Source organism: Clostridium paraputrificum AGR2156, from assembly GCF_000424025.1.
Classification (GTDB): domain Bacteria; phylum Bacillota; class Clostridia; order Clostridiales; family Clostridiaceae; genus Clostridium; species Clostridium paraputrificum.
The window spans coordinates 17,626-39,194 of record NZ_AUJC01000001.1; the positions used below are offsets into that span (position 1 = coordinate 17,626).

General features: G+C 30.0%; 22 protein-coding genes and 1 pseudogene. 3 read left to right on the forward strand and 20 right to left on the reverse strand.

Annotation, left to right across the window (positions count from 1 at the left end; genetic code table 11):
- Positions 1-50: 50 nt before the first annotated feature.
- The 8 genes from G594_RS0100120 to G594_RS0100155 all read right to left on the reverse strand — a co-directional run bounded on the left by G594_RS0100120 (position 51) and on the right by G594_RS0100155 (position 6,854).
- Positions 51-530 (reverse strand): L-2-amino-thiazoline-4-carboxylic acid hydrolase, encoded by a 480-nt coding sequence (locus tag G594_RS0100120; RefSeq protein WP_027096691.1) that lies wholly within the window; start codon positions 528-530, stop codon positions 51-53.
- Positions 531-576: 46 nt separating this feature from the next.
- The gene (locus tag G594_RS0100125) at positions 577-1,440 is read right to left on the reverse strand and encodes a PTS system mannose/fructose/sorbose family transporter subunit IID (protein WP_027096692.1); all 864 of its coding nucleotides are present in this window, start codon (positions 1,438-1,440) and stop codon (positions 577-579) included.
- Positions 1,440-2,195 carry a PTS mannose/fructose/sorbose/N-acetylgalactosamine transporter subunit IIC gene (locus G594_RS0100130; protein WP_027096693.1) on the reverse strand — a complete coding sequence of 252 codons (756 nt, stop codon included), beginning with the start codon at positions 2,193-2,195 and terminating at the stop codon, positions 1,440-1,442. The genes G594_RS0100125 and G594_RS0100130 overlap by 1 nt, the downstream gene beginning before the upstream one ends.
- 26 nt (positions 2,196-2,221) lie before the next feature.
- Positions 2,222-2,710: a PTS sugar transporter subunit IIB gene (locus G594_RS0100135; protein ID WP_027096694.1), complete on the reverse strand. Its 489-nt coding sequence runs from the start codon at positions 2,708-2,710 to the stop codon at positions 2,222-2,224.
- A gap of 17 nt (positions 2,711-2,727) precedes the next feature.
- Positions 2,728-3,129 (reverse strand): PTS sugar transporter subunit IIA, encoded by a 402-nt coding sequence (locus tag G594_RS0100140; RefSeq protein WP_027096695.1) that lies wholly within the window; start codon positions 3,127-3,129, stop codon positions 2,728-2,730.
- Positions 3,130-3,131: 2 nt separating this feature from the next.
- Positions 3,132-3,629 carry a PTS sugar transporter subunit IIB gene (locus G594_RS0100145; RefSeq protein WP_027096696.1) on the reverse strand — a complete coding sequence of 166 codons (498 nt, stop codon included), beginning with the start codon at positions 3,627-3,629 and terminating at the stop codon, positions 3,132-3,134.
- A 23-nt stretch (positions 3,630-3,652) separates the two neighbouring features.
- Positions 3,653-4,057 (reverse strand): PTS sugar transporter subunit IIA, encoded by a 405-nt coding sequence (locus tag G594_RS0100150; protein ID WP_027096697.1) that lies wholly within the window; start codon positions 4,055-4,057, stop codon positions 3,653-3,655.
- A 229-nt stretch (positions 4,058-4,286) separates the two neighbouring features.
- The gene (locus G594_RS0100155; RefSeq protein ID WP_027096698.1) at positions 4,287-6,854 is read right to left on the reverse strand and encodes a sigma-54-dependent transcriptional regulator; all 2,568 of its coding nucleotides are present in this window, start codon (positions 6,852-6,854) and stop codon (positions 4,287-4,289) included.
- Positions 6,855-7,016: 162 nt separating this feature from the next.
- Between G594_RS0100155 and G594_RS0100160 the strand changes: the two genes are divergently transcribed.
- From G594_RS0100160 to G594_RS20720, 3 genes are all read left to right on the forward strand, one after another.
- Positions 7,017-7,760 (forward strand): phosphatase, encoded by a 744-nt coding sequence (locus G594_RS0100160; protein WP_027096699.1) that lies wholly within the window; start codon positions 7,017-7,019, stop codon positions 7,758-7,760.
- Between the two features lie 75 nt (positions 7,761-7,835).
- Positions 7,836-8,072 carry an NB-ARC domain-containing protein gene (locus G594_RS20420; RefSeq protein ID WP_027096700.1) on the forward strand — a complete coding sequence of 79 codons (237 nt, stop codon included), beginning with the start codon at positions 7,836-7,838 and terminating at the stop codon, positions 8,070-8,072.
- Between the two features lie 50 nt (positions 8,073-8,122).
- Positions 8,123-8,281 (forward strand): nucleoside/nucleotide kinase family protein, encoded by a 159-nt coding sequence (locus G594_RS20720; RefSeq protein WP_120362383.1) that lies wholly within the window; start codon positions 8,123-8,125, stop codon positions 8,279-8,281.
- 217 nt (positions 8,282-8,498) lie between these two features.
- On the opposite strand, the gene G594_RS0100170 is transcribed toward G594_RS20720, so the two are convergent.
- From G594_RS0100170 to G594_RS0100225, 12 genes and pseudogenes are all read right to left on the reverse strand, one after another.
- Complete coding sequence (locus G594_RS0100170; RefSeq protein ID WP_027096701.1) at positions 8,499-9,434, reverse strand: tetratricopeptide repeat protein; 936 nt, start codon at positions 9,432-9,434, stop codon at positions 8,499-8,501.
- Between the two features lie 58 nt (positions 9,435-9,492).
- Positions 9,493-11,106, reverse strand: a complete 1,614-nt coding sequence (locus G594_RS0100175) for a recombinase family protein (protein WP_008790766.1) — start codon at positions 11,104-11,106, stop codon at positions 9,493-9,495.
- Positions 11,107-11,217: 111 nt separating this feature from the next.
- Positions 11,218-11,445, reverse strand: coding sequence for a hypothetical protein (locus G594_RS0100180; protein ID WP_027096702.1), 228 nt, complete (start codon positions 11,443-11,445; stop codon positions 11,218-11,220).
- A gap of 653 nt (positions 11,446-12,098) precedes the next feature.
- Complete coding sequence (locus G594_RS0100185) at positions 12,099-13,265, reverse strand: XRE family transcriptional regulator (protein WP_008790768.1); 1,167 nt, start codon at positions 13,263-13,265, stop codon at positions 12,099-12,101.
- A gap of 614 nt (positions 13,266-13,879) precedes the next feature.
- Positions 13,880-15,208, reverse strand: coding sequence for a HAMP domain-containing sensor histidine kinase (locus G594_RS0100190; protein WP_008790769.1), 1,329 nt, complete (start codon positions 15,206-15,208; stop codon positions 13,880-13,882).
- On the reverse strand, positions 15,205-15,861 hold the full coding sequence (locus G594_RS0100195) for a response regulator transcription factor (RefSeq protein WP_008790770.1): 657 nt from the start codon (positions 15,859-15,861) through the stop codon (positions 15,205-15,207). The genes G594_RS0100190 and G594_RS0100195 overlap by 4 nt, the downstream gene beginning before the upstream one ends.
- Before the next feature lie 46 nt (positions 15,862-15,907).
- Entirely contained in the window at positions 15,908-17,284 is a 1,377-nt protein-coding gene (locus G594_RS0100200) for an ABC transporter permease (protein WP_008790771.1), read from the reverse strand.
- Between the two features lie 23 nt (positions 17,285-17,307).
- Entirely contained in the window at positions 17,308-17,958 is a 651-nt protein-coding gene (locus G594_RS0100205; RefSeq protein ID WP_008790772.1) for an ABC transporter ATP-binding protein, read from the reverse strand.
- 12 nt (positions 17,959-17,970) lie between these two features.
- Entirely contained in the window at positions 17,971-19,284 is a 1,314-nt protein-coding gene (locus G594_RS0100210) for an ABC transporter permease (RefSeq protein ID WP_008790773.1), read from the reverse strand.
- 183 nt (positions 19,285-19,467) lie between these two features.
- A pseudogene (locus G594_RS0100215) lies at positions 19,468-19,593 on the reverse strand (helix-turn-helix transcriptional regulator); the annotation flags it as partial.
- A gap of 116 nt (positions 19,594-19,709) precedes the next feature.
- Positions 19,710-20,510 carry an ABC transporter permease subunit gene (locus G594_RS0100220; protein WP_027096705.1) on the reverse strand — a complete coding sequence of 267 codons (801 nt, stop codon included), beginning with the start codon at positions 20,508-20,510 and terminating at the stop codon, positions 19,710-19,712.
- A complete protein-coding gene (locus G594_RS0100225; RefSeq protein WP_027096706.1) occupies positions 20,500-21,390 on the reverse strand; it encodes an ABC transporter ATP-binding protein in 891 nt (296 codons plus the stop codon). Before G594_RS0100225 ends, G594_RS0100220 begins: the two co-directional genes overlap by 11 nt.
- Between the last annotated feature and the right edge of the window lie 179 nt (positions 21,391-21,569).

Here is a 21,569-nt window from a genome sequence, read left to right on the forward strand (position 1 = left end):
TTCTGTTTTTTAAATCCTGTCCTTAAAGAACAGGCTTTTAATATTAAAAACTATTTTCTTGTGAATACTAATTCGCAAACTTCATCATCATGAGCGCATTTTTGAGCAAACTCTAATTTTACACCTTGTGCACAATCAACTCTTCCATAATCACCGTAGCAAGCTAATCTACAGATTTCTTTTCTTTCTTCCTTAGTTAATCCATATTCTTTCCAAGCAGCATCTAATGGACAGTGGTGGAATTTTAAAACTCCATTTTCATCTGTATTTTCTACTAATTCCATTTCAAATACTTTTTGTCCCTTACTGTTATATAACATTTCTGCCATTTTTCCTGGAGTATCTGCTACACTATATTTTTGACCTCTCATTTTACCAAATCCATATATTGCTTCTTTACATATATCATCTGGATTAACTCCTAATTTTTCAGCTTCTTTCATAAGAAGATAAAACCATACTGCTCTTTCTCCTGTTGCTCCTCTAATTCCTTCTAAATATTCCTTTTCTGTATACATCTTTTCTGACATTTCTTTCTCCTCCTAAAATTAAATTCTATATTTTAATCATTGTAAATTAGAATATTCCAATGAATGATCCTACTAATGCTGCTACAACTAAAATTACTAATAACTTAGTTATTGTCCACTTCTTATATTTCATTCCCCAATATACGAAGAATACAACACCAAGTGGTAATAAACCTGGAGCAATCATGTTTAATGTATCTTGAACAACAATTGCTTTACCACCAATATCAAATGATAATGGAGTTGAAAGCTTAACTGTAGTTGCAGATAATGCTCCCATCATAAACATCCCTAGAATTGAAGCACCATCAATTATCTTATTGACAATACCACCTGATAGAATTTTCTTAATTGAATCTCTCCCCAAAGAGTATCCTAAATGGAATAAGTAATAACCTTCGCAAAATAGTAATATACTAAACATTATTGGGAAAAATGCACCTATAACGCTTCCTTCTGCTCCAAATGAAGCACCTAAAGCTAAGAATATTGTTTGGAATGTACCAAAATCTAAAGTATCTCCAATTCCAGCCAAAGGTCCCATAAGCCCATTCTTAACACCCGAAATAACTTCTCCTGGGATTTTTCCTTCAGTAGCTTTCTCTTCTTCCATAGCTAAAACTGTACCGTGGATTAACCCTCCCCATATAGCTTGAGTATTAAAAAATTGTAAGTGTCTCTTTAACGCATCTACTAAATCTTCTTTTTTCTTATATAACTTTTCTAAAGCTGGAGTAAAACTTGCACAAACTGCTAATGCTTGCATTCTTTCAAAAGAATTAGATAATTCTGCTGTCCACCACCATCTTAGATATGTTTTTGTTACATCCTTCTTCGTAAGTACTCTTGTCTTATTAACTTCAGTTGTACCTTGTTCATTTTTAACTTCTTTATTTTTTATTTCTTGCATTATACTTCACCTACCCTTTTATCTTCTTTCATAAATGTAACTAAAAGAGCTATACAAACACCAAATATTGCAGCTGCAGTAATTGATATTTCAAAATATTGAACCATAAAAAATCCTATAATAAACATTGGTAAGAATTTATTTTTACCTATAGTAAATATTGTTGTTGCAAAACCTAATGCAGGTAATATACCACCCATTACTGTTAATCCATTCATCAACCATTGTGGTATAACATCTAATAATGATTGAACTAAATCTGCTCCAAAAAGGTTACATACAAAAACTATTGGAAATCTTAAAACAAACCCAAATATTAAAGAGTAAAGTGTTGCACATCTCCAGATACCTTTTGTATTACCTTCTTCGGCATACTTATCTGCCTTATGAACTAATACAGCATTACCAGTTCTTCTTAAGTTATTAACTAATACTCCTATTACACCTAAAGGCACCGCAATAGATACTGCAACTTCTGCATTAACACCAGTTTGAAGCGCTACTGGTATTGCAATAAGAGCAGCTAAACATTTATCTGATGGAATATTTCCTCCTGCTGCTACCATTCCTAGATAAACCATTTCTATACTTGCACCAACAATCATACCAGTTGTTACATCACCCCAAAGTAATCCAAGGCCAAAACCTATAAATAAAGGGGACTTTAGTGTTGAGAAAAGGGTATACCCTGCAAGACCTGCTGCAAACCAATACCATAATCCTGTTACAATTGCCAACATTAAAACAGATTCCATTTATAATTCCTCCTAATTTATAATTTTTATTTAAACTTTTTTAACGCATTTTCATATGTCATAGATGATTCCTCTGGTATAACTTGTAGAACTATTTCAACACCATCTTTATTAAGTTCATTTAGTTGTTCTACATCTTGGTTTCCTAATGAAACAGCTGTAAATACCATCTTCTTTCCTGCTTCATTTGGAATACCTCCTAATTGAATCTTTTCATACTTAAGTCCAGCCTTATATGCCTTATTTGCCATATCCACATTCTTAAATAGAATAAATATGTTTTTATCTCCTAAAGTATTATTTTGGAATGCTTGTCCTGCATCTTCTGCTGTTAAAATAGCTACTTCTACTCCTGATGGCGCTGCCATTCTGTATATGTCAGCCATAAATTCATCTTGACCTAAGAAGTCATCAACTATTATTATTTTTTGAGCTTGAGCTATTTTCACCCATTTTGTTATAACTTGTCCATGAATTAATCTGTGATCTACTCTTACTAATGTTATTTTTGCCATTATATCCACCTCATAACTTATACTTTTTTAAATTCTTTAATTAAATCCACACAAAGGTTGTTATTATTTTTCACGATTCTTTCTGATAATGTATGTACTTTATCTTCTTTGCTTAATTCTTCATCTACGATTAAAATTGTCTGTAAGCTAAGCCCATTTATTACATCTATACCTCTTCTTATAGCAACAGTTATTGCAACACTGGATGTAGATCCACCATACAAATCTGATATTATAATTTTCACATCTTCTTTATCTACTACTTCCTCAACCTCTTTCATGAATACAGAAATATCTTTTTCAGGGCTTAGTGAGAAAACTTCGTATTGATTTACCAACCCAAAATTTTTATTTGCTTCTTCTACTAATACCTTTCCCCAAGTTCCATGGCAGAGTATGATTGCTTTATATTTATTCATTACTAAACAAAATCTCCTTTATAGCGATTAATACTGTGATTTAATTCTATTTCTTCTTCATCAGGTACCATTTGGATTGATACATTAATATTCTTTTTAATAAATTCATCTATTAAAAGAAACTCTTTTTTATTAATGTATACATTTTTAGATATTTTCTTTTTTCCTATCCCTGTAGGTATTCTTCCAATAATAAGTTTTTTAATATCAATTCCTTCTTCTCTCATTCTATTTGCAGTATCTAAATTTTTAATTAATACAAAAACATTATCATCAGCGGGGTTATTATAAAAACACCTCCTTGCTTCACTTACAGTTAATATTGATAAATCAATATTCTTTGGTGCTGCCATTTTTATCAAACCTTTAGCAATAACATCATTGGTTGTTTCATCATCTACTACCACTATTTTTTTAACATCTAGATACTTAACCCATTTATATATCACTTGACCATGTATTAATCTATCATCACATCTGCAATACTTTACTAAAGACATTTTTAATCGAACTCCTTTTTCTATTACATTGAGCTAAGAACTTTATTAATATGGTTTATACCAGTTTTCCCCGCTTCAATACATGCCTCTACTAGCTCTTCTAAACTTTTTCCCTCTCTATTAATTAAAGCTTCAAGTAGCATTGGAAGATTTACTCCAGTAAGTGCATGAAACTTTCCACCTTTTTTAAGGTTTAAACTTGCAACATTACTTGGTGAACCTCCTAATAGGTCAGCTAATACTAAAACTCCGTCACCTTCATCTAATTCATTTAACTTTTCTACAAATTTTTTATTTAAGTCTTCAATATTATCATTCCTATTTAGTTTAAGTGCTGCTGTTCTTTCTGCTGGTCCTGCAATAAGTTCACAGCTTTTTATAATTTCTTCACTAAAATTACCATGAGTCATAACTATTATCCCTATCACCAATCTCACCTCACTTTTCTTGTCACTTTTTATATAAGCAATTGCCATGCCAACTTATGTGTATCAATAACAAATGGCTATTTTAGAGCACTTGATCAAATATTTTTCTTTAACTTATAAAAAAATTCATCCTTTCCATATATATCAAAATCCTTTTTTAAATCTGTATCAAATCTGTATCAAAAAGAAATAAAAAAAGATAGCCTTTTGGCTATCTTTAAATTTTGTATCAACTTTTGAATTTATCTGTATCATACTGTGATTCAAATATATCTAATATATTTGCATATTCCATATCTGAAATAATTATATCGAATGTCTCTTCTACAAGCTTAAAGCTTTCTTTTATAACTAAATATAATTCTTTACTTCTACTAATTCTTTCTTCATATGATTTATAAACTAAAGACTCTTTTATTATTACCCTTTCAATCATGCATGAACAATGGAATATAAACTTTACTAAAAGCTCATCTTGAATTACTAATGAATAATGCTCGCTGATCCTATTAATTACTTCTTTTAATATAAAATATGCCTTTTCCCCATTTAAGAAAGTCAAAGTTTTACTAATATTATCAATTAGTAATCTATCAAAATATCTACCACCATTATCTTTTTCAATATATGTAATTTCCATATCTCCATAATGCTTCTTTATAGATTCTATAATACTAAAATATAATTTTTCTAATGTCATTTCCGGAGTTAGAGCCTTTCTAGTTGCTTCTATTACAATAGGCGTACTTACCATATCTATTGCTTTTACTTCTTTCCCAGTAGCATCATGAATCACATTAGCAAATGTTAAAATAGACCCCATATCAGTTAGAATTAAAATTCCCTTTCCCTTGTCAATTTCATTCGCTATTTCTACAGCTTGTACTAAAATATCCTGAACTCTATCTTCTAATCCCATATTGATTGCTACCGCATGATTACAATCAAGTAAAGTATTAGCTACATTTACCATGCTAGATGCCGTAGATTCACCATGCATTATAACTAATATTGCTATACTCTCCTCATTTAATCCCACATAAGATAAATAAAGAAACGTTGCTAAAAAAATTGCTTCATCTTCTGGGAACTCAACTCCATACATTAACGACACGTTAGATAATATTTCTTTTGCTATGTTATATTCATATGCTCTTTCCTTCATAATTTCATCTTTATTAGGATGCTTTACTATGTTCCCAATCTTTATTCTTTCAATTAAATTCTGAATATGTAAGGATATAGCTTTTATTAATTTGTCTAATCCTTCTCTTCCGCTCCATTTATCATGCTTTTGTAAAATATATTTTACAGTGGTTGCAATTGAATCATTAACAATATTGTTATAAGCTGTTTGATTACTACTATTATATATAAAAGTATTCATTAAATTATAGGAATATTTCTGTATATCTTCATCTATAACGCTTCTAATTTGTGACTCTTTAATACCTTCTTGTTGAAGTTTGTTCCAAGTTTCTTTTATCATTCCATAGAAATCCAAATCATATTTTTTATTTTCTATTAATAAATTTTCACTTTCAAAATCCTTTTCTTCTGGTAAAAAAGTAATATCATCTTTCCCAATAAAACTGAAATTTTGTACAAACTCCTCTTTTCTATTATTTCCATATAATGATTCTCTAATATTATTTGGTAGAAGAGAGAGTCTTACATATACACATTCCCTTTTATAGGTCATATAGTCTAAAAAAGCTCTTGCACAAATTAATTGTATGTCGCTTTTTAATTGTCCTATATTTCCCTTACACTTATATAAAATAAATGCCTTAATAACTTCTTTTGAAACCTTTAACTTAACACCAATCCTAATACTTTCTTCTTTAAAAAAATAACATATAAGCTTCATTCTCTCTTGAAAGCCTCTTTCCTCTAAAGACGGGATCTTTATAGTTACAGGTATTCTCCTTAAAAACGTTTCCAGCATTGCTGTCTCTGGATCTTCTGTAGTAGCTGCAATTATCATAACTCTACACTCATGTACCTTATTAACCTCTCCTAACCTTCTGTATATACCTTTATCCATAAGCAGGAATAACATTTCTTGTCCCTCTGCAGATAACCTATGAACTTCATCTAAAAACAATATTCCATTATTAGCTTCGTGTACAAGACCATACTTATCTTTATCCGCTCCAGTAAAAGCCCCTTTTACATATCCAAAAAGCTGTGCTAATAATAATTGCTGATTATCAGAATAATCAGCACAGTTAAATATGATAAATGGTGCATTATCACTATCTTCTTTTATAGTTAAACTATACTTGTACATATATTCTGCAAATATAGATTTACCAACTCCTGTAGGTCCTATTATTAATGTACTTAACCCCTTAGGCGGATATATTACTGCTGCTTTAGCTTGCTCTATCTGTGACTTTAAACTTCCATCACATCCTATTAAATTAAAAATATTGTTCTCTTTTCTTATATCCTCCACAATATACTCATCTTTAACAGAATCCTTTTCACTATATTCGTTTATAGAGTTAATATTATCAAATATCCCCTTATTTAGTTTCTTTCCTAAAATACTTTCAACACTTGCTTTATCTAGGTACTGAACAGGTTTTCCCTTTATCTTTATAATAATATTTTCTTTTATTAATTGATTTAATTCCTTACTAGCATTACTTCTATTTATACCTACTTCAGTAGCAATATATTCTGCATCAAACCCAAATCTAATGCCATTATTAAGGCTCAAGTGTTCTTCTGTTAACCTTTTCAAGCAAAGTAAAACTTTTTCTTTCCTCGATAGCTTCTTTTGTATCATAGTCAAACCTCCCCTATAAGCAGTAATACTGTTAAATATTATTAAATTTAATTCTACAATATTTTAATATTTTTGTCTAATTGTGTAACTATTGCTTTTGCATCCTGTTCGTTTTATAATATAAATTACGTCACCCTCATCTTTTATAGAGGAGGAATTTATATGAATTATTTATCAGATTTACACACCCACTCTATAGTCAGTGGTCATGGCTATAGCACTTTGTTAGAAAATATTAATTATTGTAAAGAAAATGGAATTAAGATACTAGGTACATCTGAACATGGTCCTAATATGCCTGGTTCCCCCCACGAATGGTACTTTCACAACATTCAAAATATCCCAAGAATCATAAATGACATTCTAATCTTAAGAGGATGTGAAGCAAATATACTTGATACTAAAGGAAACTTAGACCTAGACCCCTTTATCATTCCTCGATTAGATTATCTTATCTTGTCATTTCACGAAGCCGTTTTTTCACCAAATACATTAGAGAATAATACTAAAGCCTTAATAAACGCAATAAATAAGCATGATAATATTGAAATATTAGGCCACCTTGGAAATCCACACTACCCAATTGACTATGAATTAATCATTAAATTAGCTACGGAAAAGAATATCTTAATAGAAATAAATAATTGTTCTATCAAAGGCGTGTCAAGAAAGGGTAGCGCGGATAATTGTAAGTATATTGCTACACTTTGCCAAAAATATGGTACTAAAATTATACTAACTTCAGATGCTCACATTTGTTTTGATATAGGTAACTATGAGTATTCTGAGAATATATTAAAAGAAATTAATTTTCCAGATGAATTAATAATGAATTATCCCGAAAAACTTATTAATCATTTTCATCAAAAAGGTAAATTACTAGATGTTGATTATACAAATATTTGAGTAATACTACGTGCTTGCTTTAACTCTTATAAAAACCTTAATACTATTTATATGATATGAAATGAGGAAATTCTAATGAAGAAGCTATTTAACAAACTAATAAATGATGATAGTTCTAATAAAATATATATTATTGGTATTGACGGTTTAGGCGGTTCAGGTAAAAGTACACTTGCTAATTCACTAAAATTACAATTGCAAAATTTTAATTACCCTTCTTACATCTTACACATTGATGATTTTATACATCCTAAATGTATTAGGTATGATAATTCTAAAAAAGAGTGGGATTGTTATTACAATATCCAATGAAGATAAAACAGACAAGCTGATTGAATTATATTATAAAAAATGATAGATATATGTTACAAAGAATACGTATTCCTTATAGCTCTATTTTAATACTAGAAGGAGTATTTCTACAAAGAAAGGAACTGAAAAACTATTTTGATTTCACAATTTATCTTGATGTTTCAAAAAAAATTAGATTAAGCAGAGTTTTAGTAAGGGATGATATATAGGTAATATAGAAGATATACAATGTAAATATCAAAATAGATACTTCCCAGCTGAAGAAAAATATATCTTGGAATATTCCCCTATTGAAAATGCTGATCTCATATTGACTACAAATAGAGCATAATTTACGTACTTGTCTACTTTTTATATATTTATGAAAAAGGTACTATACTATCATTGTTCTAGTATAGTACCTTAAAGGAATATTTATTAGGTAAGTTAATTTAATTCTTTTATTCTCTTTATAAGTTCTTTAAATCTTATATTATCTTTTATAGCATCAAATGATTCATTTCCCTCAAATAAAAGATTAATACTATCCTTCATATACTCATTTGTTACTAGCTTTTTTTCTACTTTAATTGTATCAAAGTAAATATTATCTGATAGATTCTCCTTATTTTCACCTAAACTATCTATTACAAAAAGCTCATATTTTTCCAACTCATCAATAGCGCTTTCTTCCATTCCATTTCTAGCATACATTTCAGCTATTTCTATATAAGTTCCCGCACCATTATTAGAAACATTAAAAAGCTTTGAAATGTTCATATTAGTTTCTAATATCTTTATTCCCTTATCAAGATTTCCTTCCTTCTCTGCTATTCTCGCTAAAGACAGTAAATTTATGCCACAATTTTGTATGCTTTCTAATAAAAGCTGTTGATATATACCTTTAGCTTCATCTATATCTCCCTTGTAATAATATATAGTAGCAGTAAATACCTTTCTATCAGTTGATGATTCTGGTAGTTTATTTACAACAGCTAAAGCTTCATCATATTTCTCTAACATGATATAATAACTTGATAAAGATATTAACGCATTATCTTTTAGTACATTATCTTCACTCTTAGAAACTTCTTTTAGCATTTCTATAATTCTATCCATAAACCTATTCATATCACATTCTGAATTTAGAGAGGACATATAAATAAAATACAAGCCTGTCATCTGTAATTTTAGTTCCAAGCAATTAGGATATTTCTTTAGATACTTTTCACTATATTCATATGCCTGAAAATAACCTGAAGTAGTAAACTTATTTGAACATTTCATTAATATTTCATCTATTTCATTTTTACTTAAGTTTTCTTCAAATTCTAACAATCCATCTACTGTAGTACCTAATAATCTTGCAATAGGAGATAACAAAGTAATATCTGGATAAGTACTCCCAGTTTCCCTTAGTTAAAGATATGAACCCTCTTTATCAGTCTACTTTTCCAATAAATCGGTAGTATATCTCTATTTCTTGTATTCTTTCATTGTCCTCATTCGTTGTTGCTTCATGAATAAGGATTTTTTCTATCATTGCATTTAATAACGGTGCTGTCAGTTCCTTTGGTACGGAATACTCCTTGATTAACTCAATCCACTTTTCAGCACCTATCATATCCTGTTCCATTTTACTTAATTCTTCTCTTAGGTTGGTTATCTGCTGTTCCAGTTCTATCTGTTCTTTCTGATATTTTCCCGACAGCATGATGAAGTTTCGTTCCGTTATCTTCTCACAGGCTCTATCTTCGTACATTTTCGCAAACAAGCGGTCAATTTCATTTTGACGGTTCTCGGCTTTCTTCAAAGCACTTGCCTTTTTCTTCTTTTCCCGTATTCGCTCTGCATTGCCAGCCTTTTGTATCTTATTCAACACCTTTTCTTCGTCCTGCTGTACTGCCTTAGCCCAATACTGCAATCGTTCCAATACGGCTTGATACAACACATCATAACGGATATAGTGCATAGAACAAGTACCTTTGCCAAACTGCCCGTAGTAACTGCAAGCATAATAACTGTATGGCGTTTTATTTGCCTTATTTGTCGCAAACCGCATAGACCAGCCACAATCCGCACACTTGACAAGCCCTGCAAATATCGGCGTTGCTTTTTCCTTTGTCTGTCTACGCCTTGATTTTATCTGTTCCTGCACACGATAGAACACTTCTTTGTCAATAATCGGTTCGTGGGTATTTTCTACTCGAAACCATTCACTTTCGGGCTTACGCACTTTTTTCTTGCTCTTGAATGAAACTGTTGATTGTCGATTATGAACGCTGTTTCCGATATAGACTTCACTTTTTAAAATTGCCTTAACATGAGCAATCGTCCACTCATAACGCTTGCTGTCGGGCTTTCCCTCAAAGATGTGTGCAAAAGTACCGTACCTTGTGAAATTCAGCCAAGACGCTGTCGGAACTTTTTCTTCTCGCAGTACCTTTGTGATTTTGGCACTACCGTAACCTTGATAGGCTAGGGAGAAGATTTTTTCAACAATCCATTTTGTTTCCTCATCAACCAGCAGTTTTCCTTTGATGTCGGGGTGTTTTTTATATCCTAACGGAGCATAAGCCCCATAATACGCACCCTCTGCAAATTTTGTCTTAAATGCCGATTTCACTTTACGGCTTGTATCTCTTGCCACCCATTCATTGATGATATTCTTAAATGGTGCAATCTCACTTTCGCCTTTTTCGCTGTCTACACCGTCGTCAATCGCTATGTAACGGACATTATGGCTGGGAAAATACAATTCTGTATATTGTCCTGTCATAATATAATTTCTGCCAAGTCGGGAAAGGTCTTTCGTTACAACACAGTTGATTTTTCCTGCCTCTATATCTTCAATCATTCTCTGGAAACTCGGTCTTTCAAAATTTGTTCCCGACCAGCCGTCATCAATATACTCATCAATCACATTCAAATGATGTTCTTTTGCATATAGACGCAACATACTTCTTTGTGTGGTAATGCTGGAACTTTCGCCCTGTAATTCATCATCTCGGCTTAACCTAAGATAAAGTGCAGTATTGTAAATCTGTTGTTTCATTGTCAGTTATCCTCCTTTATAACTAACCCGTGTTTACAATACCTGCTTGCAAGTAAAGTATAACACGGGTACTTTTTGTCATTCAATCTATTTCTTACAACTGCACCGATTTTATGCGATTGTCTGCTTTGCTTTTTCCAGCATAACATCTGTCAGAAGTTCTCCCATTGTCTTTCCCTTTTCGGAAAAATGCTCTTTTACAACAATTTTTGTTTTTCCTCTGTTGCCAATGCCACGCTTATTATTCGTCTTTACCTGCCTTGTTTTTACAATATCAGCAATAACACATACCCCCTTTCTGTAAAAATCTTTTCTAAGCAATTCAACGGCTTTTGTCATAGCCCACAGGAGTTCCACCTCTGCATAGTTCTTATGTAGCCGTACCCATTGCGTGCGACGCTCTGAACGCTCAAGCTGTGGCTGTACGGGAGTATCATTATCAGACAGGACAGGTCATGGCGGTAGGAAAGGACAAGTTTCTTACAGGAACACAGATAAGGTTCGCTCACTTTAGCAGGGAAAAGGTCATGGCGTATCTGTTTCAACGGCTCGCTGTCTGTCAAACGTATTGAACTGCTTTATTCAGTTGTCAAAGAACACGAAAGAAGAAAATCATCTTTCCTATATACCGCGTTGGAAAAGAACAGAAGCGTAACCAATCTTCCAAACTTTTTTCTTTTCCTGTACCATATAGGGAAAGAAAGTGTCATTCTGCTAAGTTGATGATGAAAAAATCTGATTTTCTTTTCACCCCCCTAACTACCCATGCAACGCCGTAACTGCCAACTGTGGAATAAAAGATTTTCTTTGCTCCATATAGGGAACGGCAACTACGGATTGTTAAGTTGAAATTGAAAAACGTTTCTTCTTTCACATCATATAGGGACAGCAACCACCGATTTGATGACCTGTTTTCAAAAAAAGTCAGATTTCCTTTCCTCGCACCATATCTGTACGCAAGTAGCCGTTTTGTTGCAGATTTTTTAAAGAAATTAAAAAATACCGTCATTCCCTTGAGGAACAGTGGTATCTTTCTCAATCATATTTGCTATGTCTGTTGTCATTTGTTTAATTTTTAATTCCTGCTTTTCTGTTAGTTTTGTATGTCTGTCGATTTCTTCCAGATAATTTGCTCCTGTTTTCTTTTCAATCTCTTTTATCATCAATAAAGAGGGCATGACCTGTCTTTCTAACCAGCGTTTTGTTTTATCCATATTGACAGCAACAGGCGTCATAATAAAAGGAAGTGAGGTAGTTACATTATCCAAAAATATATCCCATAAAATATAATCGGGAAAATCTATCTGTGTGAGGATAAGGCTTGCTATGGTCTGTTCGGGATTTCTTGAAAAAACAAGTTGTTCTATCGTTTGTCCTGCTTTTTCATTTTTTAGCCGAATTTCAAAGCGGTTCTTAATGTCTGTTTTTATGCCTTTGCTTTTTTGTTCCTTTTCTTTTTCATACAGGCAAAAGTAAATAGAACTATTCTTTGAACCGATATAAAAAGTTTTTGCAGTATCTCCATGTGTACCCGATAATTTCCCGCTGTCTACTGCTTCATGGGTTCTTGAACGTTTCCATACCTTGTTGGCATAATAGCGTTCCCTTAGAATTTCTATATCCAGCAATCCGCCCATATCATTGACCGCTAAATCTATGCGTTTAAAAACACCTTGACAATCTATACAACAGCTTAAAAAGGAATACCAGTCTATCCCTCTTGCCTGTAAAACATATTCCAAGTTCCGACACCCCATACCTCTTAATTCCAATAAAACACCCATAGAACTATCTTTAGAAACATTTACACTAATATCCCCATAGACATACTGTTCTTCATAGCCATACATTCCGTAATCTTCATGAATAAAATATTCGCTCTTCATTGCCAGTACATTTTTTATAATTTCCAATGCGTCTGTGGTGGGAAAACGAACACGCAGGTAGTCAATCGTTAAAGTGAAAGGCTGAGTACAATTACAATAATCAAGATAATGTAAAAGTATATGCTTCATTTCTTTACCGGCTTTTGTTTTTCCGTTTTCAATTTCATTTAAGTTCTGCCTGCTGATTTGTAGTTCCTGTGCCAGTCGTGATTGCGAATAATCACAGGCTTTTCTCTTTTGCTTTAATGTTTCAATAAATTTCATATCATTCATGCTTTATTCCTCCAATCAAAAAAGGCATATACTCATAGGAGCATACACCTTGTATCTTATAATTATTTGCTATTGATATGCTGTTTTAGACCTGTCGGGTAGAAAGAATAGGGTGTGAAGTGAAATAAGTTCTTATAACCTTATAAATCGTTGCATATCAGCAGTTTTGTATTTGTTTTTGCTCTTGTCTTTTGTAAGAGTACCCCCCTGTTAGATAACGGGGGCTTTTATATCGGCTCGCTAAAGCTTGCCTACCTCCGAAGTAATCCATACACTCGCCAGCATAGCTGGCGTGGCTCTATGTCTTCGACCGCCACCGTGTCTGGATCACTTCGTCTATTTGTGATATTTTAAGTTTATCTTCCGTATAAACTGGAATTTAGACTACTGAATAATGTAATATAGCTTGATAAAAATTCTGTCTTCATATTTTCAACTTCTTTCTTTTGTTACTGCAAACGAATCGTAATTGTTATTCAATACATTATCGTCAAAACTCCGGATTTCTTGATACCTTTCAATATATATTTGGAAGTTCTATATCCCAGTCGAAAGTAATAAATATATACAACTTTTTGAATTTTAAGTAAATCTTTAAAAAGCCTATTTCATTTTTATGAATATATATTAGGTAATTTAAAATAGAAAATCATGCCTATATCACTTTTCTCGAATTTATAATTGATTCCATAGTTAAGTAATATATTTTTTACAATAAAAAGGCCTAATCCATTACTACTCTTATCTTCAACTCCAGAAAATAAATCAAATGATTCTTTTATCTGTTTTTCATTTAAAGGTTCACATGAGTTTTCTATAAAAAAATAATTATTTTTTACTCCTATATTTATCTTACCATTTGCATACGAATACTTTACTGCATTACTAACTAAGTTTGCTAAAACCTTTCTTAGTGCAAGTTTAGACATATAAATTTCTTCTTCATCTAAAAAGTTATTTATTTCAATATTTTTATTGTTTGATAAAACCATATAATCTTCTAAAATAGTTTTAACCTCTTGATTGATATTTAAAAGTTCTTTATCGTCTTTTAACTCTTGGAAAGAAGATACTTTCAATATTTCAACTGTCATTTTTGTCAATTTATCAATAGTTTCAATAGATACACTAAGATATTTATCTCTATCTTTATACTTACCAACATTATATTTCATATTCTCTAAAATAATTCTTAAACTTGCAAGAGGTGTTTTAAGTTCATGTGATGTACTTCTTAGAAATTCAACTTTCATTTTTTCAAGTTCTATAATTTCTTTATTCTTTTTGTCTAGATCATCTATAACCCCTAGCAATCTAATATATAATGTGTTAATTTGATTTTTTAAACTTCCTATTTCATCATAAGATTTTACTTTTAGTAATGCATCTTTTTCTAGTTTCATCATATTATTTGTTACTTTTGTTATTTCAACTATTGGAGATACTATTATTTTTGTATAAAAATATGAAATAGCAATAGAAAAAATAAAACTAACAATTAAAGTATATGGTAAAAATGATAAGCTAATATTTTTAGCCTCCCTTTTCATATCCTTTGAAGATACAAAATATAAAACTAAATTTTCATCTTCTCTAGTTTTTACACTTCTCTCTTCTATAATAACTGAATTATTTTCACTATCAAGATTTATATCTATTTTGTTTTCTAAATTTACTTCATTGTCTATAGCTCCATTTTTAATAAAAACTTTAACTTCATTATTTTTAGAAAACAGTTCTAAATATTTATTAATAAAAGACTTATCTAATCCATCTATACTTTCCGCTAAAATATCTGCAGTATTTTTTATACTATCTTTTCTATTCTCCAAATATGTAATTGGAAATATAAAATAAATTAGAAGGTGACTAATTATTATTAAAAATGACATAATAGCAAATGTATATAAAAATATCTTAGGAAATAATTTTATCTTTTTCATTTTATCGTTATCTTATACCCTACATTTCTTATAGTTTTTATACAATCCAATCCTAATTTTTTTCTAAGTTCTTTTATATAAACATCTACTACTCTATCATATGGAATCGATTCATCTTCCTTCCAAACGCCATCTATAATCTGATTTCTCGTTAACACTATATTTTCATTCTTTAAAAGAAGCTCCAGTATTTTAAGTTCTTTTGCATTAACAGATACATCTTCTCCCTTATATGTTGCCTTATAACTTGTAAAATTAACTTGACAATCTTTGTAGTTGAAAATTGAATAATTGGAATAATGTCTTTTCAACAAGGCATTAATTCTTGTTTCAAGCAAAGAAAGTGAAAAAGGTTTTTCAATATATCCATCACAAAGTCCTGAAAAAGCTTTAATTTTATAATCATCATCATTAAAAGCTGTTAACATCAAAACTGGAATTTTACTAGTTTTCCGTATATATTGTAAAACTTCTATTCCATTTAATTTAGGTAACATAATATCTAATAAAACCAAGTGAATTTCATTGTTTTTAAATTTTTCTATCGCTTCTTGTCCATCTGATGCAGCAATACAATAATATTCATGTTCACCTAAATATTCACATATCCCTTCTAGAATCATATCCTCATCCTCTACTACTAGTATATTCATCTTTTAACTTTCCTTTCTACAATATAAAACAGCTAAATCTGTATTTCTATTCAATATCTGTTAATAATTCTTTTGGATGTTTTCTTAGCATTTTATTAGATGCTATAAGAAGTGCTATTAACATTATTCCTACACCAAATATAACTACATAAACCATATCTAAAGAATTTATATTTATATTAAGGCTTGTTAGAGTTTTATTAAATCCATCAACTTCAACTCCGGCTCCAAGATTTGCTGAAGATGCATCTGATGCCATTTTTTTTGCAATATCTGATGTAACACTGTTTAGTACTTTATTTGCAATTGTTTTGCCTGTATAGCTAGCCAAGAAGAATGATCCAGCAAATGCAAAGGATCCTATTATCATTAATTCCATAATGAATTGTCCCATTATTTTAGCCTTTGTTATTCCCAATGCTAACATAATTCCTATTTCCTTTTTTCTTGCATTTATCCACAATAATAATAGTAAACTTAAGACTACTCCTGCAAAAATTAAACTACCTAAAAATAATTTATCTGCTACTTTATATATACCAGAAATAGATTGTTGTAATGCTGGATAATTACTTGAGCTCTTTATTAAATCGTATGATTTCCAATCAATATCTAAACTCTTCATCTTTTTTATTACAGCATCTAGATCTATATCTCCTTTTACAAAGAAAGTTGCGTCCTGATAAATAGCTGTATCTTCAGTATTCCCATATAACCTAGCAGCAGTATCAATATCTGTAACTACATTATTTTCGTAAAATTCTTGTGAATAATAAACACCTGATTTATTCTTTCCTTCAAATAATCCAATTATTTCTACTTCTATAGTTTCATTAGCTTGTTTTTCATTATCTGCGTCAAAAAGATTTGATTTTATCTTCATCTTATCTCCAACTTTTAGATTATTTTTCGTAGCTAAATCTTTATGTATTAAAATTTTTCCTTTATCACCCGTTTTTAAATGATTTCCTTCTACAAGCTTAAAGGCACCTGATACAAATTTATCTTCTTTAGATGAATCATTAACTCCTGTAACCATTACTGCATTTTTAAAACTTTTTTTTCTTTCAGCACTTTGGTTTCTCTTTGTTTCTTCTGTTTCAATTATATCATGATCTACAAGATCTCCAACACCATTTATTCTTTTAATATAACCTTCTATCTCTTTTGAATCAGCTATCTTTTTAATGTCTTTCCCTTTTACATTTCCTGCACCTCTTGCTGTTCCAGGGTTAACCCTTCTATTTATCTGCATTGAAAAACTATTTGTTATATTTTTAAACGTCTCTTTTGATGCGTTATTAGTTGCATTCTTTATAGATATACTTACTAAACTAAGTGTTGCCATTATTAATATAATTGCAAAAATAATTATTGACTTAAGTTTTTTTCTTGTTATATATGATAATGCATTTTTTAACATTTATTATTATCTCCTTTATTAAACTAACTATTTTTCTTAAAATTAACTTCTTTTAAATTTTTATTTTTTATTTCTAAAATATAATCTGCTGCCTTTGCTACTTCTTTACTATGAGTTACTACTATTACACATTTATTTCTTGATTTTGCTAATTTATTAAGCATTTCAATTATTTCAAGTGCTGTACTTTCATCAAGATTTCCTGTTGGCTCATCTGCTAAAATTATAGGTGCTTCAGATACAAGCGCCCTTGCTATCGCAACTCTTTGTTGCTGTCCTCCAGACAACTTCATTACATTTCTATTAATTTGACTTTCATCTAATCCTAATTCTAGTAATATTTCTTTATTAGCTTTTTTATTTACCAACCTAACATTTTCCATAGGTGTTAAATAGTCAATTAAATTATAGTTCTGAAATACTAAAGAAACCTGTTTTCTTCTGTGATGACTATATCCCTTTTTAGATATATCGACACCTTCAAATTGTATTTCCCCCTTTACCGGAACATCCAACCCTGCTAATAGTGATAAAAAAGTGGATTTTCCTACTCCAGATTTTCCTACTATGGCATAAAATTTCCCTAATTCAAAATTTGCATTTACATCTCTTAAGATTTTCTCTTTTGAATTTTTATAATTATAACTAACATTTTTCATATTTAATATACTCATTTTTTTTACTCCTTAACTCATTTTTGATAAAATTTCTTTTGGCTTTTTCATCAATATTATTCCTGAAGTGATTAAAACTGATAATAATATTATTAAAATTAATAACCCATAGCTTTGACAAATAATAAAAATATTTTCACTTCCAAATATCTTATTAGATGCATTACTTAAAGTACTTATAATTTTTTCTTTTAATATAATTTCACTTAATATTTTTCTTGTTACTAAATTTCCTATTAAAGTTGAAATAAATAAACTTGGGATAGATATAAAAACTAACTCCAATATAAATTGCCCTATAATTTCACGCTTTCCTATTCCTATTGATAATAATATTCCTATTTCATAAATTCTCTCTCTTAGCCATAGTATCAATATTAAAGAAAGCACTATACAACCTCCTACTATAATTGAATATGTAATTATTTGTATTATTCCTTTAATTGATCCTACAGTAGTTGATATATCATCAAAGATCTTTGTATTCTTTTCAAGATCAATATTGGACCAATTAATATTCATATTTTTTATACTCGAAATTACCTTGCCCATATTTTCTGGACTATTCACAAAATACGTTGCTTGATTTAGTTTTTCATAATTAGAATCTATACCAGATATTTTTTGACTTGAACTATAGTCAATAAAGGCCATATTTTCACTGTAATCGGAAGAAAATCCAGTATAACTTTCTTGTTTCTTCCCAGAAAAAATACCAACTATTTCATACTCATTTTCTAATCCAATATTAGAGTTAATATCTTCATCATCAGGATCGTATTGTTTAATTTGTTTTATTGAAACTTTATCACCTAATTCATATTGATTTTGTTTAGCTAACTCCTCATGAACTATTATCTTATTTTTATCATCTTTTCCTATATGTCTTCCTTCTACTATTTTAAATACTTCACTTGTAAAATCATTACTTAAACTAGAATCTCTTACTCCAAAAATCTTTAAAAGATTTTCATATTCAGAATTTAAATTTGATATTTCAACTTTTTGCTCGCCACCAAAAACATCATCACCTTTTAATTGTGCAAGTGTTTCATATTCAAGATTATACTCATTAATTCTATCTAAGTTCTTTATACCTTCAACTTCCTTTGTATCAATCAACTCTTGGCTGTTTTTACTCTTTAGAATAAATGAAGAATTGGCTGCTCTATAAATAATACTCTCCACATTATTACTAAACTTATTTATAGATAAACATGTATAAAGACTTATTAAAATTGCTGTTAGTATAAATAATACAATTATAGATTTTTTCTTCTTTCTTTTAATATACAATAATGAATTTCTTAGCATATCCTTTTTCATACCTCCTATCATCTATAGTATAAATTGCTTTTATGAAATATTTATGAAATCTTATTTTTTATTTCTTTTTATTTTTTATAAAGCAAAAAAAAGATACCTCTATTCTAATGTGAAGTATCTTTTTACTGTATTTCTATTTGCAAGCAGGAAAACACAGGTTATTTCTTAATATCCTTTTGTTTGGGAAACTCCACTTTCCCACTTTGATACTGCTGCCTTTGAAACTCCAATACTATCTGCTAATTGTTCCTGTGTTAGCCCCTTTAACTTTCTTAACCTCTGTATAACACTACCTATTCGTAGATCCATAACTATCACTCCTAATACTTTACATTGGAAAGCTTTCTTAATATAAGTATATTAAAGCCTTTCAGCTTAAACAATGGAGTAAAAATCAACTTATATTACAAAATAGTTAACCTACATTAAACTGGAAAATCCTTTTTCATAAATATTCTAATACCAACTAGATACATTATTAGTCCTATTATATATAAAACTGCAAAATATACAATTGCACTTGAATCCCCTGCAATAATCTTATCTGGTTGAAATAAGGTTAAAGGAGTCAAGTACTTTAACTTTTCAAGTTTATCCCCAACTTGAGAAAGCATTTGAATAAGTATAAAAACTACTGCTAGTCCTCCACCTACCCCATAAGAATATCTGCTGTCATTAAATATACAAGAGGATAGAAAACACATTCCTCCAATAAAAAATAGTAATCCATATAAGCCAACATTAAGTAATAAGAACTTCTTTATATCCAAATCTCCTGGAAATGCAATTTGTCCAACTCCTATACTAATTAGCACAGCTATCCCAACTAAAACTAGAATAGCAAATGCCATAAATATAGCCTGTGTAGTAACTATATTCTTACGTTTATTAGGAGTTGCAAGAAGATATGCCATAGAACCTTTATCAACATATCTAGCAATCAGCTTATTTCCAAGTATAATAATACATATTGTAGGCACTACTATAAGTATAAATCCATATAAATAGTTTGCAACAAACTCAATTAATGTTGCTCCAGCATTCATCATACCAAAGGCTGCAAATATTTCTGGCATACTTTCTGCCATAATACTTAGACTTTCACCTAACTTTGGATCAAACATTAATACAATAACAGATGAATACATAGAAATTAATGCCATAAAAATAAGCATTATTTTGTAATTTGATTTAATCTCTCTCTTAAATAAAGTATTATTTATCACTCTTTTCACCTCCATAATAGTGTAAGAATAACTCTTCTAAAGTTTGAGTCCTAATATTAATATCTTTTATTACATATTTACTTAAAGTTTTAATAAATTCATCTACATTTTTAGAAACCTTTATATCAACAATATTTCCATCTCTTGAACTTTTCTTTGTAGCTTCAGAAAATTTAATTGCTTCATTTTCATCATTAAATGTTACTTGGAATATCTTACGCTTATTCTCTCTAAGCTTTTCCATATTCTCTATTGCAATAATATGGCCTTCTTTAATAATTGCAACTCTATCACAAGTATTTTCTATCTCCTCAAAAATATGGGATGACATAAGTATTGTTTTTCCTTTATCTCTCTCTTTTAAGATAAGTTCCACAAACTTATTCTGCATTAAAGGATCCAATCCACTAGTAGGCTCGTCCAATATTAATATATCTGGATCTTGCATAAAAGCACATACTATACCTATCTTTTGTTTCATCCCTTTAGACATCTTTTTAATTTTTCCACTTGGATCTAATTCAAAGAATTTCATTAATTCCTCTGCAGAAGAAAAATCTTTCATTCCTTTCATATTTCCTATAAACTTTATGAATTCCATACCTGTCATATCATCCATAAATGCTATTTCTCCTGGTAAATATCCAAGAACCTTTTGTACTTCCTCTGCTTTATCAAAGCAATCTAAGCCATTAATTTTTACATTTCCCTTATCCGGCCTAATAAATCCCATAAGTTGACGTATTGTTGTTGTTTTACCTGCTCCATTAGGTCCTAAAAATCCTAATATTTCACCTTTGTTTACTGAGAAGGTTACATCAAATACCCCTTTCTTATTGCCATACTCCTTTGTAATATTACTCACTTCAATTATGCTCATTTAAATACTCCTCCTTATATGAGTTTTTTAAGCATTTCTACCCAATCATTAAATTCATAAATAAAACTATCTATATATATTTTTTATTCAGTCCTTTCTTTTTCATAAAGATATCCATCTGTTATCCAAAGTAACATTTATGATATCTGCTTGGATATAATTCTAAGTTAATTTTCTTT

Coding starts and splice junctions, on each gene's coding strand:
- G594_RS0100120 (WP_027096691.1), bottom strand. CDS start 530: ATGTCAGAAAAGATGTATACAGAAAAGGAATATTTAGAAGGAATTAGA.
- G594_RS0100125 (WP_027096692.1), bottom strand. CDS start 1,440: ATGCAAGAAATAAAAAATAAAGAAGTTAAAAATGAACAAGGTACAACT.
- G594_RS0100130 (WP_027096693.1), bottom strand. CDS start 2,195: ATGGAATCTGTTTTAATGTTGGCAATTGTAACAGGATTATGGTATTGG.
- G594_RS0100135 (WP_027096694.1), bottom strand. CDS start 2,710: ATGGCAAAAATAACATTAGTAAGAGTAGATCACAGATTAATTCATGGA.
- G594_RS0100140 (WP_027096695.1), bottom strand. CDS start 3,129: ATGAATAAATATAAAGCAATCATACTCTGCCATGGAACTTGGGGAAAG.
- G594_RS0100145 (WP_027096696.1), bottom strand. CDS start 3,629: ATGTCTTTAGTAAAGTATTGCAGATGTGATGATAGATTAATACATGGT.
- G594_RS0100155 (WP_027096698.1), bottom strand. CDS start 6,854: ATGATACAAAAGAAGCTATCGAGGAAAGAAAAAGTTTTACTTTGCTTG.
- G594_RS0100160 (WP_027096699.1), top strand. CDS start 7,017: ATGAATTATTTATCAGATTTACACACCCACTCTATAGTCAGTGGTCAT.
- G594_RS20420 (WP_027096700.1), top strand. CDS start 7,836: ATGAAGAAGCTATTTAACAAACTAATAAATGATGATAGTTCTAATAAA.
- G594_RS20720 (WP_120362383.1), top strand. CDS start 8,123: ATGTTACAAAGAATACGTATTCCTTATAGCTCTATTTTAATACTAGAA.
- G594_RS0100175 (WP_008790766.1), bottom strand. CDS start 11,106: ATGAAACAACAGATTTACAATACTGCACTTTATCTTAGGTTAAGCCGA.
- G594_RS0100180 (WP_027096702.1), bottom strand. CDS start 11,445: ATGACAAAAGCCGTTGAATTGCTTAGAAAAGATTTTTACAGAAAGGGG.
- G594_RS0100185 (WP_008790768.1), bottom strand. CDS start 13,265: ATGAATGATATGAAATTTATTGAAACATTAAAGCAAAAGAGAAAAGCC.
- G594_RS0100190 (WP_008790769.1), bottom strand. CDS start 15,208: ATGAAAAAGATAAAATTATTTCCTAAGATATTTTTATATACATTTGCT.
- G594_RS0100195 (WP_008790770.1), bottom strand. CDS start 15,861: ATGAATATACTAGTAGTAGAGGATGAGGATATGATTCTAGAAGGGATA.
- G594_RS0100200 (WP_008790771.1), bottom strand. CDS start 17,284: ATGTTAAAAAATGCATTATCATATATAACAAGAAAAAAACTTAAGTCA.
- G594_RS0100205 (WP_008790772.1), bottom strand. CDS start 17,958: ATGAGTATATTAAATATGAAAAATGTTAGTTATAATTATAAAAATTCA.
- G594_RS0100210 (WP_008790773.1), bottom strand. CDS start 19,284: ATGAAAAAGGATATGCTAAGAAATTCATTATTGTATATTAAAAGAAAG.
- G594_RS0100225 (WP_027096706.1), bottom strand. CDS start 21,390: ATGAGCATAATTGAAGTGAGTAATATTACAAAGGAGTATGGCAATAAG.